The sequence below is a fragment of the Okeania sp. KiyG1 genome, from assembly GCF_014132355.1.
Classification (GTDB): domain Bacteria; phylum Cyanobacteriota; class Cyanobacteriia; order Cyanobacteriales; family Microcoleaceae; genus Okeania.
On record NZ_BLZO01000064.1, the window covers coordinates 49,066 to 66,188 of the forward strand.

At 38.5% G+C, this 17,123-nt stretch carries 14 protein-coding genes; 4 read left to right on the plus strand and 10 right to left on the minus strand.

What is annotated here, in order from left to right; translation table 11 throughout:
* Positions 1 to 14: 14 nt before the first annotated feature.
* Complete coding sequence (locus SAGCYANO_RS13345) at positions 15 to 272, minus strand: hypothetical protein (RefSeq protein WP_202218497.1); 258 nt, start codon at positions 270 to 272, stop codon at positions 15 to 17.
* Between the two features lie 76 nt (positions 273 to 348).
* Here SAGCYANO_RS13345 and SAGCYANO_RS13350 point away from each other — a divergent pair, with 76 nt between their 5' ends.
* From SAGCYANO_RS13350 to SAGCYANO_RS13360, 3 genes are all read left to right on the plus strand, one after another.
* Entirely contained in the window at positions 349 to 1,794 is a 1,446-nt protein-coding gene (locus SAGCYANO_RS13350; RefSeq protein WP_202218496.1) for an NF041680 family putative transposase, read from the plus strand.
* 140 nt (positions 1,795 to 1,934) lie between these two features.
* The gene (locus SAGCYANO_RS13355; RefSeq protein WP_202220525.1) at positions 1,935 to 2,600 is read left to right on the plus strand and encodes a hypothetical protein; all 666 of its coding nucleotides are present in this window, start codon (positions 1,935 to 1,937) and stop codon (positions 2,598 to 2,600) included.
* A gap of 149 nt (positions 2,601 to 2,749) precedes the next feature.
* Positions 2,750 to 3,142: a hypothetical protein gene (locus SAGCYANO_RS13360; protein ID WP_202220526.1), complete on the plus strand. Its 393-nt coding sequence runs from the start codon at positions 2,750 to 2,752 to the stop codon at positions 3,140 to 3,142.
* Positions 3,143 to 3,355: 213 nt separating this feature from the next.
* Here SAGCYANO_RS13360 and SAGCYANO_RS13365 read toward each other — a convergent pair whose 3' ends face one another.
* From SAGCYANO_RS13365 to SAGCYANO_RS13375, 3 genes are all read right to left on the minus strand, one after another.
* Positions 3,356 to 6,682, minus strand: a complete 3,327-nt coding sequence (locus SAGCYANO_RS13365) for a CHC2 zinc finger domain-containing protein (RefSeq protein ID WP_202220527.1) — start codon at positions 6,680 to 6,682, stop codon at positions 3,356 to 3,358.
* A 77-nt stretch (positions 6,683 to 6,759) separates the two neighbouring features.
* Positions 6,760 to 7,335 carry a bifunctional DNA primase/polymerase gene (locus tag SAGCYANO_RS13370; RefSeq protein ID WP_202219492.1) on the minus strand — a complete coding sequence of 192 codons (576 nt, stop codon included), beginning with the start codon at positions 7,333 to 7,335 and terminating at the stop codon, positions 6,760 to 6,762.
* Positions 7,336 to 7,516: 181 nt separating this feature from the next.
* Complete coding sequence (locus SAGCYANO_RS13375; RefSeq protein ID WP_307785835.1) at positions 7,517 to 9,124, minus strand: DEAD/DEAH box helicase; 1,608 nt, start codon at positions 9,122 to 9,124, stop codon at positions 7,517 to 7,519.
* A gap of 119 nt (positions 9,125 to 9,243) precedes the next feature.
* Between SAGCYANO_RS13375 and SAGCYANO_RS13380 the strand changes: the two genes are divergently transcribed.
* Positions 9,244 to 9,435: a hypothetical protein gene (locus SAGCYANO_RS13380; RefSeq protein ID WP_202219494.1), complete on the plus strand. Its 192-nt coding sequence runs from the start codon at positions 9,244 to 9,246 to the stop codon at positions 9,433 to 9,435.
* Between the two features lie 511 nt (positions 9,436 to 9,946).
* On the opposite strand, the gene SAGCYANO_RS13385 is transcribed toward SAGCYANO_RS13380, so the two are convergent.
* The 6 genes from SAGCYANO_RS13385 to SAGCYANO_RS13410 form a co-directional block, all read right to left on the minus strand.
* A complete protein-coding gene (locus SAGCYANO_RS13385; protein WP_202219495.1) occupies positions 9,947 to 10,351 on the minus strand; it encodes a hypothetical protein in 405 nt (134 codons plus the stop codon).
* A gap of 94 nt (positions 10,352 to 10,445) precedes the next feature.
* Positions 10,446 to 10,613: a four helix bundle protein gene (locus SAGCYANO_RS44675; RefSeq protein WP_237396132.1), complete on the minus strand. Its 168-nt coding sequence runs from the start codon at positions 10,611 to 10,613 to the stop codon at positions 10,446 to 10,448.
* Positions 10,614 to 10,804: 191 nt separating this feature from the next.
* Positions 10,805 to 15,433: a DNA N-6-adenine-methyltransferase gene (locus SAGCYANO_RS13395; RefSeq protein ID WP_202220528.1), complete on the minus strand. Its 4,629-nt coding sequence runs from the start codon at positions 15,431 to 15,433 to the stop codon at positions 10,805 to 10,807.
* A 287-nt stretch (positions 15,434 to 15,720) separates the two neighbouring features.
* Positions 15,721 to 15,990: a hypothetical protein gene (locus SAGCYANO_RS13400; protein ID WP_202219498.1), complete on the minus strand. Its 270-nt coding sequence runs from the start codon at positions 15,988 to 15,990 to the stop codon at positions 15,721 to 15,723.
* Positions 15,991 to 16,293: 303 nt separating this feature from the next.
* A complete protein-coding gene (locus SAGCYANO_RS13405) occupies positions 16,294 to 16,701 on the minus strand; it encodes a helix-turn-helix transcriptional regulator (protein WP_202219499.1) in 408 nt (135 codons plus the stop codon).
* Positions 16,702 to 16,802: 101 nt separating this feature from the next.
* Positions 16,803 to 17,102 (minus strand): hypothetical protein, encoded by a 300-nt coding sequence (locus tag SAGCYANO_RS13410; RefSeq protein ID WP_202219500.1) that lies wholly within the window; start codon positions 17,100 to 17,102, stop codon positions 16,803 to 16,805.
* Positions 17,103 to 17,123 lie beyond the last annotated feature (21 nt).

Genomic DNA, 17,123 nt, shown 5'->3' on the forward strand with positions numbered 1-17,123 from the left:
ACTACCCGCTTTGCCTAAATATTTATATTTAGTTTTTTCTGACTATCAGTAGCCATAGGAAAAATCGGTGAAGCAGATTGTAATTTATAATAATAGTAAAGTTTCTGATTTCTATTGACTTGATAACGGATGATATGAACTTCACGAGGAATCACCTCTCCTTCTCGTTCAATTTTCTTAATTTTCTGCTTCATCTGACGGATTAAACCCTGAATTTGTTTCCCTCTAATGGCTGCAGGTTGAGTGGTTTGCTTGGATTTCGGTGTAGACATGAGACTGAATAGTTAAGAAAGGATTTATGTTGGCGTAAAATATACACTAACATTCAGAGGTGTATTATTCACAACCATGGAAAATCAAGAAAACAGTCAATCAATCAAGGAGTTCTTATCCTGGAGGCAAAACCTTTATCATGGAGTTAATGCAAGAATTGAAACTATTATAGAATTAGTAGATGCCCTTTCATCAAACTCCATCGCAAGTTCGGTAGTAGAATTGTCTGAACATCCTTTATTTCGACGAAATTATAACAGTTTATATAAAGGAATTCAAGAATTTTTACCTGATAAAAATGATGATAATTACTCACAACAAGTTAATTACTTATTAGAGGCTGCGTCTCAAACAATTCCTACTCCAGTTTCCCGACATTTTCATTTATTTGGAATTGATACAACTCCTTGTCCACGTCCTTTTTCAGCTACATTGGCCGACAAAACTTTTATCAATTATCCCAATCCAATTAAAGGAAATAAACCCATTAGTATTGGCCATTATTATTCAGTTATATGCGCTTTACCAGAGAGAATAGCAACAGGTAATGTACCTTGGGCTGTTCCCTTATTAGGAGAAAGGGTTCCCTCGTCAGAAAAGGCTACTAACATTGGTAATAAACAACTGGAAAAAATCTTTAAAACTGCTTCTTTCTCTGGAGAGAAGTTATCAGTTTTAGTTGCTGACAGTTTCTACAGCCAAAGAAATTTTATTGGAGAACAAGTCAAGCATAAAAACTTAATTACCGTGACACGAGTGAGAAGCAATCGAGTCTTTTACCGTCAATTTATCAGGAAAGAACACCAAGCAATTACTTCAGGACATCCCCGTTGGTATGGAGATAAATTTGACCTGAAAGATGAGAATACTTGGCATGAACCTACGGAGGTTAGTCAATCCATTTTTACTACTAGAAAAGGTCGTCAATTGACAGTAACAATTTCGGGTTGGAACCAGATGTTAATGAAAGGAACTCAGAACTATAAAATGAATCGTTATCCTTTTACTTTACTACAAATTAATATTACTGATGAAGTAGGTAATCAGATTGGGAAACCGATGTGGTTAATTGTTATTGGTTCTCGACGTCAAGAGTTAAGTTTGATTGATTGCTATGAATCTTATCGGCAACGTTATGACATAGAACATCTGTTCCGATTTGGTAAACAAAGATTATTAATGACAGCTTATTCAACCCCTGATGTTGAACATGAAGAAAATTGGTTCAAATTAACATTAATTGCTTATGTTAATTTATGGGCTGCTAGGAATTTAGCCATTGTTTTACCCCGTCCTTGGGAACATTATTTGAAGACTAATAAATCAGTTAAAATCACTCCCAGTTTAGTTCAAAGAGATTTTTATCGAATAATTTCGACTTTGGGTACAATGACGACATCTCCTAAACGTCGAGGTTATTCTACCGGACGGATTAAAGGATATAAAACAACACCACGAACTCGTCATCAAGTTATCATCAAAGGCAAAAAAAAATCCAAAAAACAACGAAAAGTTTCTTAGTAGTGGGCGACAACTCTTAATTATTGCCATTTTTCAGTGATTAAATTCACTGGAGACAGAGAAATATTTCTCTAATATAGTTAGCGTAAATATTACGCTAACTGTTTTCTTTTTGTCCAAAGTCCAATTAGAGGTAAATTATGGGTAAACAGGCTAAGTTAAGAGCGCTAAGAAGAAAGCAAGAACAACAACAATTACAGTGCGCTGAAACAGGGGTTATGTACATTAAAGAAATGGTAGAGGAAGTACTAAAAAATAATTGGTATGGTGCTATAGCAGTTAACAGACCAGAATCTTTTGTCCATATTCAAACTATGATATGCAGTCTCGACATTGACTTAAAAAAACAAGTAGGTTGGAAAGTTTATACACTAAAAAAGAATAACGGTTTGTATCCATTCCCTGATTATCCTCGATACATAGAAACTCAATTGGATCTACATAAAACCAATGAAGTATTAGTTATACAAATAGACATACTAGGAGAAAATCTATTGTGTAACTATGTCAATGTAAGAATTGAAAACAATCACATTGAACTATGGGGAAAACCTCCTGGTGCGATTAAAGAACATTTAATAAATATTCTCCCAGAACATGAAGATGAAAAAGCAAAAGAAATAGCATATATATTCAATCAAACTTGTCTAGTAACCTGTCCTTATTACTGGGATAACTCTATTAAGGATTTATCCATAAGCACTCAGTTAGACAGAATACACAAAGATTGTGAGAGCGGTAAGGGATACCCAAACGATATAAATCTATCGACTTGGGGAAGTCTAAGGGATATTGCTCATATGTAACTCAGACAAATCTTTCTTAAACTTGGGCAATTCTACAAAAAATAGTTGTAAGCATCAGAAAGAAAGAAAATAATTATTTCACATTACCTGATTACCCTAATTTTTTTGAACATGACTTAGACTTAAACACTGTTGATGAAATATTAGTAGTGCAAATTAAACCAATTCAAAAAGGATATTTTTGTAGTTATGGTAGTGTCACTGAAGCCAATAATAAGCTAGAAGTTTGGGGAACAGTTCCTGGGGCTTTGAAATCACATCTAATCAGTGTTTTTCCTAAGCATGAAGACCAAAAAGTTATGAATATAGCTTATATTTTTAGTCAACTTTGTTTGAGGACTTGTCCTAATTATTGGGATGAAAATATTACAGACTTATCTATAAGTCATCAGTTAGAAAAAATTTATAATAATTGTACAAATGGTAACAAAGAACTACCAGATGACATAAATCTCTCTACCTGGGGAAGTTATTACGATCTAGCGCACACCAACCCACTAACAAAGAGTTGTTCCGAGCTGATTTTGAAAGGCAATCCTTAGCTAAAGAAAACTTCAGCTATTATTTCAAAATCATGGGGAAACCAGTTGCGAATATCTTTGGTAAGCAACTCCCTAAACTGTACAAGTTGCCAGACAAACTCCGCGCTGTTTCCACTTACTCTTGATTCATAGCTGCTGCTTTGACAAACCCATAGTCAAAGCAAAGCTGACCTACTATAAGTAGGTGCTTAATTTTGAGCTAATTTTGGCCAATTAAATCGGTATTGGTTCCGGTGGTACTAGGGCCTGCTCAAAAATTTCCTGATACTCCTGGGGCAAATACGGTATTAACCCCAGGATAAAATCCAAAATAGTATCAAGTGATACATAATTCAGGAGATTCAGATTATATTCATCTTTAATTATGTCCAGAGTTGAGATGGCTTCAGCAGGGATACCCTCATTTTTAAGGAGTTCCTGCACTTCTAAAGGGAAAAAAGTCTCCGCTGCCCACCTGGCATCCTCTGGTAACGCATCCAAAGTCGTTTGGGGATTATTCCACCTCCTATAAAAAGTATTATTTAGGCACTGGAATAATTGTAAAGCGCGTTTATAACCTCCTAATTTCTTGAATATCTTGCTAACCCAACTTTGACTACATCCCATCTCCTTAGCTATTTTCTCCTGGGTTACTTTTTGACCAAAACGTAGTAACTTCATACCCAGTTCAATGGCCATCTTAGTGTCAAGGTCTCGTCGGGTTGCAGCTTCGGGACATAAATCATAAGCCATCATTTTATTGATTTGGCATCCGGGAAATTTATCTTTTAGCTGCCAAATCAAATGTTCCGAATAATCCCCCAGTAGATGAACTTCCTTCTGTTTGTGAGGCTGTAAATGCGCTCTGAGACGACCGACTAACTGTAATTTTTCACTGACCACAGAATGCTGGATATACTCCTTAAACTCCTCAGTAGGGTTAGCAGGATTAGCATACTTACCAGTCAAAGTTCTAAAGGAAGCCGCCTTAGCACCTAGATTTGCCGTAGGGTTGCCTATAGCGATGATTACGTCATAGTCCTGGAGTATATTAGTTCCTCGGTTATCTCGCCACCAATAACCAAAATAATCAATCCCTTGTATATCTTTATAATTAGAGAGTTGCCCCTGAAAATCAATCAAAGCTATTTTCGCCTTTTTACCAAGCTGTGCTGTAAGAGATATGGAATCCGCTATAATTTTTTCTACACCTTTGATTAATCGTTTTGGTAGCGAAGCTTCACTCAATCCCTTTTCTCTCTGTTCCTTACTATCCCGTTGTGCTCCACAACTACCGAAACCACCTACTAATTTAATAACTAAATTAGTAGCAGCAGGTGTAGCGACTTTATATTCCAGGATATCCTCAGAATCAACACCTATACGCATAGCTATATCTTCAGGTCGTGCTGTTGCGTCCTTATAGATAATACTCTGAGCATTGAAAAGACTCCGCTTTACATGGTTATCTGACTGAGTTATATAAAACCCATAGCTTTTAGCTTGGATATATCCCCTACTTCCAGTCAGAACATTTAGTAGTGGAGTAACAAAGTTTAATTTACACTTTTCATCAATCCGTTTTCGTTGGATTTCCCAAGGCAAATTATCATCCTCAATCAAATTTTCTAAGTTTGGTTTATATACTTCTTTGAGGATTTGAACTACATCTTCAACAGTAGGACTTACATTGACAACCCTAATATCCTTATTTCCAAATACCCGAACTTCTCCCCAAATATTTGTATCAGTTTTAGTTAAAAATTCAACAGCAGATAAATTCCACAAAGCACGATTAATTAATTTTTCTATCCATGAACCTTTAATACTTTTTAATTGAAGTACATCACTGGAATTAGAATTGCCTGATTTAGCTTCTAAAAAAAGCGTTTTTTCTTGCTCTGTAATTAGACCATGACTACAATAAAGATCGGCTAACTTCTCAAACATTAAATTAATAAACTCATTATGATTCAATCCATTTTTCTTAATGTTGGGAGTGGAATCTATAAATACCATCATTTCCTTCATTATTTGGATTAAAGGAGAGAGAGCGCGGAAGATAGCATTGCCATAATGCAGGCCATCTACTTGATGCTTTATGAGGTTAGTTCCTAATTCATAGAAAGCTTCATTTAATGATTCACTACCTACAAATATGTCCTTTGTTGATTTAAGAATCTTGGCAGCTTCATCTACTACTGCAATATCTGTTTCAGATAGTGTAGAGAGCTGTTGAGGATGAGAACGGATAAATGGTGCGTATTGTTTAGTTTTCCAGCGCCCAACCAGCAGTGGACAAACTACTTTACCGTCCTCATTCAACAACTTGGGACATCCTTGGCATCCAGCAGAAGCTTTACCGCCGAATAGAGTCCGATTTTTAAATTCGGGGAAATATCTAAATATAGCTTCTCTGATGCAAGATGCTTCTATAGTAGGCTCTTCCTTACCTTTAGGTCGGCGGATATGAGGGTATCCCAAAGGCGTTTGCTTGGTAGTATCTTCAACTAAACCACTATGACGAGATGGCAAAACAACCGAATTACTCTCAATGCTTTCTGTAGTGGGGTTACGCGGGTCGTCACAAATATAGTAGAGAGTAGGGTCGTCTTCAGATTTTTTTTGTGTATGGGGATTGATTCCCAAATAAGGTGGTAAATTACCTGTGTCATGGCTTTTGCCAGTACCAGTACCACTAGAGTCAAACAAATTTTTGATACCGCGTTTGACCATAAGAGCTTCAAAAATATTCCTCATCCCTGGAGGAACTACATAAGCTGGACTACCTTGATTTTTCCAATCTTCAAAGTCTGTTGGTACATTCCAGTTATTAGGATCATCTCCTAATCTAATTTGAATTTTACCTAATAGTAAAGGCGGTTCCCATTTAACTATTGCTGTAGTAGTTTCTGCTAAATGTTTTGCTTCTGCAACATTCGCTTGACGAATACGTTGTTTTTCTTTGGGGTGTAGCTCTGGCGCGGGTGGTAGTTTGCCATTCCGACGGAAATACTTATAAGCAGGTCTGGCTACCTTATCTTTAAGATCTTGAGCCAGATTACTGACTGTATCTTTTAGTAGACGTGGGAACTTGTGTTTGAAGTTGTATTCAGTTTCAGGTATTAATTTAGACTGACTTTGTTTCTGCGGTGGTTTCCACTCCGGCAGTTCTACGCCAGCATCGTCAGCCAACTCTTCAACTATCTCCACAAAATCCTTGCCTGTAGGTGTGCCATGCTCACCTTTCAAAAACCAACGATATTGAACAGGATGACCGCCTTCCTGACAACCATGACAATACCAGGAATTGTCTTTTGTATTTACTTGAAATGCCGTACCGCTAGACCCGTTGTGTTGTGGACAGTAACCAACTAATTTATTGGGCCCATGCTTTTTAAATTGATGCTCGCTCCAATTATATATATCTTCTGTATTTAGCCTGGGGAGGATGTCCAGCTCTAGGATATCGGCTAAGGAGTCAGCAGTGCTGAGAGTAGGTAAGGCTTGTCTTTCTAGTTTACGTTGCTCTAAGTACCGCGCGCGTTCTGCCTTTTTCACCTCAGCTTCAGTGGTGGCCTTAGCTTCCTTGTCGGCTAGTTCTAGGAGTACATCTAGGATAGGTTGTGGGGCAATCGCTACTTCTGTATCTGCTGGGAATTTACCCAGCTATATCTACCAGTTGTTGGATGGTAGGAGGGCGGCAGAACGGACTGGCAATAATTATAACGAAATTCTAAAAGTTCGTCTGTGTCAGTTTTTAAGCCCTTCCACTCTCGGACTACAGCTCGGGTAAAGTTGGCTAATTTTTCCCTATACTCCGGCGGGATTTGAAATGCTATTTGATACCGTCCTGGTTTTCCTGATGTCCAACTTACAGATTTAGGTAAATCTGGACAAATAGCCTTGAGAATAGGTTCGGCACTAGCGCCATCTACATCTATGGCCAGCAGTCCATCGGATATCTCACCTAGTCTTACCCCATATCCAGAATCAAAAGCTGTATATGGTTTACCTTTTTTACTGACTAAATCTTGCCCTTGGGTTATGGCAGTAGTGATCGCTTCCCTACTAACTGGCTCTTCATGTTGCCAGTTACTTCTATAGGGGCGTTTTTCTCTTACTGGTGTTAATGCCAAGTTAGGAGGGATAATTCCTAAACCTTCTGCTATTTCTGAGGCTCTGGGGTGGCGATTAAATATTTTCCAATCCATTTTACACTTCCTCCTGTAAAGAAGTTTTGACAGCGGAGATTAGGGTAGTAGTTGCAGAATTTTGATGTTTGTGCAATAATTTGTTCATAAGTTTTTTCATTTTTGTTTGTTTTCTCTACGGGGGTGTTAGTCCCGTAGTTTTTTTTCTTTTCAAGCCTTATCTTCACACGCGATAGCGTAGCTAAACATAGTTATCGCGGAGCGGAACGGATGTTTGATCGCCAAAAATCATCTTCATGTGGTGTTCAACCCAACCTATGCACTGACCGTCGGCTTTCATCAGGCGGAGTAAATATTTTTGATACGCAACTTTGTCAGCCACAGTAGGTTGCGAACCAAATATGGCACCGTGCATCCATTTGTAGGGAGGCCAGTATCCATAATGAATTTGGTATTGTTTATCTGCCCAATTAGATTTTAGTCCTCGATGGTAAGCTTCTGTGAGCAGTTCATGGTAATGGCGATATTGCTTGACCTTATCTGCCGTGCAGCGTAATAGTTTGAACTCTTGAGTAGGTAAAAGTTTAGGTAATGGTGCTGCTGGATATTGATAGCCACAACAGCTACACACCTTGTCGAAATTGCGATTTATGGCGTTACAACTCGGACAAATTTTTGTGGGAGCTACACCAGTGGGGGTGTTGTCGGATTTCCCCAGGGTAAATATTGTGGTATCCTCAATGAAACCAAATCGTGCGATTATCCCTGCTTGGTCTAGAATTAAGAAGTCATGTTTACCCTTAAAGCGTCTTGCTGCACGGCCTATCTGTTGCCATGCCTTAGCCTTAGATTTAGTGGGACGACATAATAAAACGCAAGAAATGGCAGGGACATCAAAACCTTCTCCCAATGCCTCACAACTTGCTAAGACTTTGATGAGTCCTGATTGTAATTGTGAATAAATTACTTCTCGCATTTTTGTGGGCATGGTGCCGTCTACACTTGCTGCGGGGATGCCAGCTTGATTGAAGGCAGTGGCGATCGCTTTTGCGTGTGCTACATTTACAGCAAAGCCAATGGTTAATCTACCGTTGGCTAATCGCTTCCATTCGGAGACTAGAGTTTCGACGACCTTTGGCACATTGCAACGTACTACTAACTCAGAGTTATCATAATCACCTGCTACAGTCCGCACTCCTTTGAGGTCAGCACCATCAACACTGTAGTAAATTGGGGGTGTCAAGTATCCTTTGAGGATAAGTTCGCCTGGAGTTGGAGCTGCAATGAGGGTATCGAATAGGTCTGACATTGCTTCTCGTTTTGAAAGTCTCCAGGGAGTAGCGGTGAGACCTATAAAGGTGGTATTGCCAAATTCACCTTGGTAATTTTCTAATTGTCTCTTTACTACTTTGTTCCAGGCGGTTTGATGTGCTTCATCTATTAATACAATGTCAGGAGCAAACCAATTGATTTTCCTTCGACTGAGAGTTTGTGCGCTGGCTATCTGAACTTTGGCAGAGCGAGTTTCTTTGTAGCCTCCAGCAATGACTCCACATTCAATGCCGAAGTTAGCAAATTTATTTAGTGTTTGCTTGATAAGCACATCACGATGAACGATGAACAATATAGTTTTACCACTGGAATATTCTTGATGTATGAAGGAAGCAGCAATTATAGTTTTCCCTGCTCCAGTAGGGGCGACAATTAATATTCGGCGGTGGTTGTGCTTGATGAACTTGTATAGATCGTCAATAACTTGGAGCTGGTAATCTCTGAGTTGGGGAATTTGTGATGATGCTATAATGAGGTTTAGAGATAATTGTTGATCTTCTTCCAGGTTTTTGAGTATGCTGCTGTAACAATGAGGGTTGCAGCAGTTTTGTTTGAGATGCTACTGATGGTAAATTCATAAGTTTTCAGTGATTAAAAAATTTTCAGAAGTGATGGGTTGTTGTATTAAGATGTATAATGGTGAAAGTCTATGTGGGTGGGGAGTTGTCGCCTTTGATTATTTCTAAAATTTGGCGATGTGGTAGTTTGGCAGCGATCGCACTACTAGCTGCTCTTACCTTTTTGATCGGACATCCGACTGAGGAGACTACTGCTTTGCCCTTTTTGTACAAAGGTTTACCGTTTTTCCCTTTCTTATGCCAGCAGTAGTTCCAATACCAGTGTTTAGGATTGTATTGAGAACGTTGACCTTCTTTGACACGGGGATATTCAACAACTCCAGTCTTTGTTTCGATTAATTTTGTGTATTTATGAAGCCATCCACTGCCCCCAACTGGTTTGTTGGGAGATTTTTCTATAGAGTACTCAGTAGAAACCCTAGAGTCTTTGTTTGGTAAAGTTTTCAGAAGTTGAGCTTTTTCACAATTAATTGGACTATCAGATAATTGGCCAACAGATGTGGATTTGTTGTTTTTCTACTGCCCCCAACTGGTTTGTTGGGAGATTTTTCTATAGAGTACTCAGTAGAAACCCTAGAGTCTTTGTTTGGTAAAGTTTTCAGAAGTTGAGCTTTTTCACAATTAATTGGACTATCAGATAATTGGCCAACAGATGTGGATTTGTTGTTTTTCTACTGCCCCCAACTGGTTTGTTGGGAGATTTTTCTATAGAGTACTCAGTAGAAACCCTAGAGTCCTGATTAAGTCTGGTTTGTAGAGTTTCAGATTTTTTGTTTTGGTAGGCCATCTTGAATTAGGCCAGGGATTGTTGATTGATTGAGGCATTCACTGTTTTCTGCTGGTTTGGACTGTGACAGTTCCCTAGAGTCCTCTGTGGAACCGCTACAATCCTGATGGTGGGTGACTCGTAGGTTTTGAGAAATTGCCTCTGGTTTCGTAGTTACACTTTCACTGGATTCCTGGCCATTGTTAAGCAAGCTTGAAAGTTCCTCTAGAGTAAGACTAAAGGGATGGGTTGTTATATGGCCTTCGGGTAGATGCTCGTCACCGGAAAAGGTGTTATAAGATTTGGTAACGCTATCACTCATACATTGTTGTGATTCTGTTTCTGTCGTGTTGTCGGAATTGTTGTTGACGTTGGTATTGTTAATAAAATGTGGATTCATTTGACTTTGGCACTCCTGTTAATAATTAACAATTAGTAATTAACAATTAATAATTATTTTTTTGTTGTTGATTTGATGATTGCGATTAAGATTTTTATGACTTCAATACAGTCTTGATTAATTGATTTAAAACCTTTTTATTAATGTAATCAGCTTGATGTAATAGCTCTAACCAATATTGCGTTTCGTTAGCTTCTTTGATGGCAATCCGCAGTTGATGCACAAAGTCAGCACGGCTTTCCGCATATTCAGATTCACGCACTAAAGCACCAATTGCTGTACCACTCCGAAGTATTTGTTTTGATAAAACATACTCTTTTTATCCTGGTTTAGATATTGTGATAACTTAACTATTCGTAGTGCAAATTTGAAAGATTTGTTTTGGATTACATTATTTTTTCCATGATTTTTAATTCCTAATTATTAATTATTAATTGTTAATTATTAATTGTTTTAGAAAGGTATTAAGTCTTCTTGTGTTGCCGTCTGTTCAGCATTTTGGGAAATAAAGTCTTGCCAACACGCTGTCGCTGCTTTTTCGATGGTGTCGTAGTATGGTCCGAAAACGTTGGGACTGACGTACCATTTGCCAAATCCTGCTTTGTTTTTGCTTTTATTGCAAAGGTTGATTTTCCCGCATTTCTGCGTTCCGTTCCAAACTATGTAAGTCTCACTACGGTTAAACATTGATGTGTCTTTGAGCCAATGTAGTCTTTCAGGATGTTCTTCTGTATTGGTCTGTGACTGTTCTGTGGTTGTGGATGTGTTCAACTCATCAGAAGTTTGACTATCAGTAATATCTAAGTAGGCAGCATTATTTAATAAGTCTTGCCAAGTGATAGTATCATTGTTTTTGTGGCTGTCTTTAATTGTTTGCTCCAAAACGCTATGGTCAATATAATTATTGATATTAACCTCTTTACCTGTTTCTAAGTCATAACAGACTCGATCTATATCAATACCATATAGTTCTTTCATTTTGTCGTTCAACTTGACAGTAGGGAAAAGTGTGGAAGTATTATCATCAAAGGTTTTCATTGAACAGGGATAGAGGTTTTCAGACCCACGGTAAAACCAAAGTACGTTTCCAGAGCGAGAGGTACGGATGCTCTCTAACCCATCAAATACAGCAGTCATTTGGTCGAGCAGGTCTAATGGTAATGGTGAGTTTTCACCTATTTGCTCTGCGTTATTTTCAGGCTTTTCCTTATTAGGGATAAAATCAAACCGAATTACCCATGCTATTTGTTGGTCGTTACCATCAAAGAATTTGTTGATGAATTCTGCGCGTGATAGTTCTGGAAAACCTTCTGCTGCTAAGTCAGAAGTGGGTATATCGGCTAATTTTTCTTGGTAAGGTTGATGGGTGAGTTTGATGTAACCAACTTGCTTACCACCAACTCGATAGCTTTTCGTTAGTGCAGGGTAGAGAAACTCTCCCGGTCTGGCATTCCAGTCATTAAGGAAGCGTTTGGCGTAGCTATCTTTCCACATCCTCCGCGTGACTGTTTTTTGTTCTGATAGTAGCTGTGGTAGGGTTAAACCGAAGCTGATACTTTTGCCATTTACTTGATAGTTTAATTCCTCTACTGGAGGCTTTTTTGTCATTTTTTGCTCACTGCTAGATTCCTGTTCAGAGGTTTGAAGATCAGAGCGTTCGGTTGTTGGTGTGATGACGACTGGTTTGAGGTGATAGAACTTATAGGGGATATTAAGATTTACTAAAAATGCTTCTAGGTCGAAGTTATATTTAGCCAGTTCACCAATTAATTTTTGTTCTATTTCTAGTTCGTTTTCCTCGTTGTGGTGGATGCTACCTACTTTTGTACCGTAATGCCATGCAGTGAGGTCTACCTCATCATGGCTTACCGTAAAACCTTCGAGCTTTTCGAGTTTTACTTTGATGGCATCCATCCAGGTCAGGTCTTCCCAGATTAGGTCTTCGTTGTCATCAGGAAAGCTAGAAGCAGTAGTATTTTCAACGACTTCTGAGTTTTCTTTGTTGGTATTAGTGTTGTTAACAGTAGTTGCTGCTATCAGACCGCCAAATTTCAGTGCAGCAAAGTTTTCTGCTGTGGGTTCATCGCTTAATGCTTCAGTGTGAAGGCTGTCATTTTTAGCTGTCTGTTGAGCTGCAATATAACGGAGCAAACCAATGTTTACTTGTTCTGGCACATTATCCCCGTGGTCTAAGGAGTTCAGCCATTGAATAGTGGCTACTTGTCCATTGACTAACTGTAGTACTCCTTGTAGTCCGCGTCCCTCTTTCCAAGTGGGAGCGACGACGCATCCAGGGATAAAGATGGCTGGATTACTTTTGCCAATATGCTCGAATGGGTCTAGTTCAAAGCAATTATCAAGTGATGCGAATTCTATCGATTCAATTAAACCTTTGATGTCGATTCCGTAGGAGATTTTGAGGTTTGCTATTAAGCCTTCTTCTGCTACTAATTTATTTGGATTTAGTTCGACAGAACCTAGTCTGTATTTCTGTTGATAGAAGGTTAATTTGTTGTTGTTTTTTTGAATGTTTAAGTCGGTTTGGTATGATTGGATTGCTGAAAATAATGTGTCTAATTCTTCTTTTGTTGATTCAATTGTCTGACTGCCATTATTGTTAGGGTTTTTGGGAGAGGGAGTCGGAGTAATGGAGCCTCCATTATTAGTGTCATTATCATCAGTTTGTTCGGGGTCCTTTTCAAATATTTTTTGATGTTTATGGCGTATAGTTTCTGTCAATTCGTTCCAGGGTGGAGTTGATTCTACAAGTTTATTGAGTAGATTATTGGCAGTTTCCAAGTCTTGTTCATTCCAGGTTTCTTTAATTAGTAATTCTTTGATGGGTTCCGAAGTGATGATGTAATTTTCTATTTCAATTGATTGTTCACCTTTGATAATATCAATGGTTAGTTGATTGAGTAGAAATGAATATTGTTCTAATAGATTATTAATCAACTCTTCGTCTGGTTTGATTTCTAAATCATTAACTTTGACGGAGCCTAAGTAATTTTCTAACCATTCTTTACCGTTGTAAGCTTTAAATATTTCTCCTTGACGGATGACGATGAAATTCAAATGATTAGAGAGGCAGTGGAGTGCATTTTGGAGAGTGTCTAGATGGTTCAATTCTTGTTCTAAACTACTTACTCCTGTTAGATAATCACGATAATTACCTAGCTTTTGTTTTTCGATGTCTTCGATTAAAGTACCTATGTCGATGCTGTACAAGTCTTCGAGTAGGTGGTATTCGCGTTCTGGAATTTCTAACGTATCATTGCTTTTGAGAAAGATTGTGCCTAATTGATTTTCTCCCGACAGGATATGAGCTGTGTTTGAGTTTTCTTCCCTAGTTATTTTAAGTAAGTCCGTGTCGTAACTGTTAATGGTGTCCATCAACAATTCAAGGTTGTCAATGATAGGGCAGTCAAACCACCAAGTTGCTCTTTCGATCGCTTCTTCTATCGTCTTGACATCGTTGATAAATCGGGTTTCGTGGGAGACTAGGAAGGGGAAGGTTTTCCCATGTTCTGTGTGAGAAATATCAGTTACTTTTACCCAATTACTACTGTTTTGTGTGTCTGATGAGTAGATAAATATTTGATTATTATCTATGGTTTTTATTACCCAATTTTCTAATAGTAATGGTGTGATTCTTTCTGTGAGTGTTAATGTTTTTTCTACTTCTTTGGGGTCAACTTCAACTTCAACCTGTGTAGATTCGTTTTTTGTTGGTAACTTTACTTCTCCAAACTGAGAAAATACTTGTCTAAATTTCTCTATATTTTCTCCCCAATAGACTAGACAATGTGACTGACGTGCGGGTAGTTTTGGTTGGTAATTAACGTCTAGGAATTTAATCCTTCCTTTCCAAAAACAGATGGGTTGATTCCACAGTGGTTTAAACCATTTAGTATCTGTTGATGCTGGCAAGAGAGCGATCGCTTCTGTGACGTTACTGTCATTAACTTCTGAAATCAGTTTCTCTATCCATTTACCAGGACAGCTATAGGGTGGGTTGATGAATACTTTCCCAAACCATACACAAGCAAGTCCATCTTCTCTTATGGTTTTGTGGTATTTTGCTGGTATGTGTTTTCCGTCGTCAGAACAGGGGTCTAGGTCTATTTTTCCTAACACAAGTTCTACTAATTCAACAATCTCTGGTGGTGTGTACCAACAGTCTGAGGATTTTGGTTTAGCTGTTTCTATTTTTGAAGAATTGGATATTGGTGGCTCTTTTTTTACTAAACCTGTTAAGATTTCAGCAAACTCATGAACATCTCCCGAATAGTAAACTTTTTCATACCCAGGACGAAAATACCAATAACTACCGTCGTTATAGCCTACTTCAATACTTTCTTGATTTGGGATATAAGAAGTGCCCAACTTACCTACAGTACAGCTTGAATGACTTTTGACAAACTTACCTCCTACTTTTTCTGGCACATTGTACAATCTCTGTAGAATGGCTTCTACTGCATCGGGTTTACCTGCTTTGAATTCTTCCCAGATAGCCTCCGCAAATAGTTTAGTAGAGTTATCTGGTTGAATCCAGTTTCCTGAGTTGGTTTTTTGTTTAAACTTGATTTCATGCTCATCTTTGATATCGTCCGGAATTATCCGGAAATACCTTTTAAAAGAACCTTTTTTTACTTCTCCGGTACTGCTGTTGTACCAAGTGACAGTAGGAACCGTAGCTACATCTACTATCTCAGCAGTGTCTATTTGGGTATTTTCTGCTGCCTTAAGCTGAGGAGTTATGCTATCTTTTGATTTCTGCTCCGCTAAAACTATATCCGTTTTTATACCTTTCAATATTTCAGCAAAGGCAAGAAGGTCGCCAGAACAGTAAACTTTGTTGCGACCAGGACGGATATACCAAAAGTTACCGTCGTTATGACCTACCTCGATATCTTCATTCTCGATCTGAAAAACGCCAAAAGTTTCATTTAGATGGAAAGTGCCGGAAGTACCTAAATTACATAAAGAAGCAGTAAACTTACCTCCTACTTCCTCTGCTGCTTCGTACAATTTCTGTCGAAAATTTTCAGCAGGTTTTCCTAGTTTGAATTCTTTCTCCACCCTATCTATTAAGGGTTGAGTAGTGGGATTGATATCTTTACTCCACCTCTTGGCGGATTCAGATTTTTTGAGACCTACTTGATGTTGATTTTGTTTGTTGTTCCAAAGTACCCGAAAATACCTTCGTTCGTTCCCTGCACTTACTTCTCCACTGATGGAGTTGTACCAAGTTACATCAACATCTTTTGATGCGTTCTCTGTTGCAGGCAGTTCTGTCTGATTGTCTAGACTATTATCATCTAGACAATTACTACTTTCGGTATATTTTGAGGGTTTTGTGTCCGAGACTACATTTTTTGTTCGTCTTTTCGATAATCGCCATCAACTATTTCAATTACTCGCAGTGTTGGTGACGGTAATGTTGGTAAGATTAATCCGAGTTGCTCGGCAACATCGGCTCGATATACGGGATACTTTTCGAGTATTGGAGCCAACTCTCCTGTTAATGCGGAAATTTTTGTATCCGCATTACTCATGTCTTCTAGACGTTCTTGTTCTTGCTGTAGCTGGACTTGAAGAATTCTCACCAGCTCTTGTTGGCTTTGTAGATGTATCATAATGAATTTTATTGATATCGTTTACAGAATTTCCTGGTTGCAGACAGTGGGAATTCCGTGTACATCAGAGAGTGGTGGGTTGCGGGGTTAATTGAAAATCTTGTATATACGATTCGCGATCTGAAATAACACAACTGCAGCTATATACAGTATAGTTTGGTATTTTTTGAACGATCGATCGCAGTTCAAGATTTTTAACATGAATGCAATATTACTATGATGCAACGGAAGTACGGATGGAGTGATGCTCGGCTCAAGTGCAACTAACTGCACTTGATTACACGGGGGAGCGATCACTACATCCTATCCGGTTAGTACAACCCACTTTTGATTCAGTTGATGGGCCAATCGGCGTACTTTTCGAGATGGTTTGTTCTGGCCATTAATCCAGTGGCCAATAGCTCGAACCGAAACTCCTAGAGCTTCAGCTAATGTAAAACGGGAAATATTAAATTTTGTTAGCAGTTGTAGTGGGTCCAATTCTGCTGTTTCGATTTTTGGAGGGAACGGCAGTGGCCACTTATTTAAAATCTGTAAAAGTTCCCAGGCTAGTCGTTGAATAGTCCGGCTTGGGTTTGTTGCGCCACACATCCATCTCGATACGGCAGATGGATTGACTCCCAGGGCTTTTGCTAGTTGCGTTTGGGATAGCCACTGGAATTGCAAAAGTAGGGAGGCTGGATTTATATCCTCGAAATGTGCTATATTCATGGTTCAAGAATTTTTTAATTATCTTTTTTGGCTATAGGGAAGCTTGTAACTTCCTTGTAGTTTTTTATTTAGCTTAAAAGTAACCAGGTATTACTATTAAGTCAAGTACCATCAACAAAGTGTTTTTTGAATAACTGACGGAATTCGTTGATGATGTTGGCCTGTTTTAGCATGACCTTGACATAGTCTGGATGCCCTTTGAAATCAGCTCCCCAGTTTTTTATAGATTGCTCGGTAAAACCTGTGACTTTTGCTAACTCTTCGATACAGCGAGCTTTGTATCCTCGCTGTTCTGGTAAAGTGTTGTAAAGTACAGGGACCCATATTTGACAATACTCTTCAGGACTCATGCCAGTTTTAATATATGAATTATTTTCTACATGGCATTTTGTTATAGGCATTGTCTAGGGTGAATTTGAACT

Excerpts from the sequence above, each read along its gene's own strand:
- SAGCYANO_RS13345 (WP_202218497.1), bottom strand. The coding sequence starts at position 272 with ATGTCTACACCGAAATCCAAGCAAACCACTCAACCTGCAGCCATTAGA.
- SAGCYANO_RS13350 (WP_202218496.1), top strand. The coding sequence starts at position 349 with ATGGAAAATCAAGAAAACAGTCAATCAATCAAGGAGTTCTTATCCTGG.
- SAGCYANO_RS13355 (WP_202220525.1), top strand. The coding sequence starts at position 1,935 with ATGGGTAAACAGGCTAAGTTAAGAGCGCTAAGAAGAAAGCAAGAACAA.
- SAGCYANO_RS13370 (WP_202219492.1), bottom strand. The coding sequence starts at position 7,335 with ATGGATTGGAAAATATTTAATCGCCACCCCAGAGCCTCAGAAATAGCA.
- SAGCYANO_RS13380 (WP_202219494.1), top strand. The coding sequence starts at position 9,244 with ATGGTGAAAGTCTATGTGGGTGGGGAGTTGTCGCCTTTGATTATTTCT.
- SAGCYANO_RS13385 (WP_202219495.1), bottom strand. The coding sequence starts at position 10,351 with ATGAATCCACATTTTATTAACAATACCAACGTCAACAACAATTCCGAC.
- SAGCYANO_RS13400 (WP_202219498.1), bottom strand. The coding sequence starts at position 15,990 with ATGATACATCTACAAAGCCAACAAGAGCTGGTGAGAATTCTTCAAGTC.
- SAGCYANO_RS13405 (WP_202219499.1), bottom strand. The coding sequence starts at position 16,701 with ATGAATATAGCACATTTCGAGGATATAAATCCAGCCTCCCTACTTTTG.
- SAGCYANO_RS13410 (WP_202219500.1), bottom strand. The coding sequence starts at position 17,102 with ATGCCTATAACAAAATGCCATGTAGAAAATAATTCATATATTAAAACT.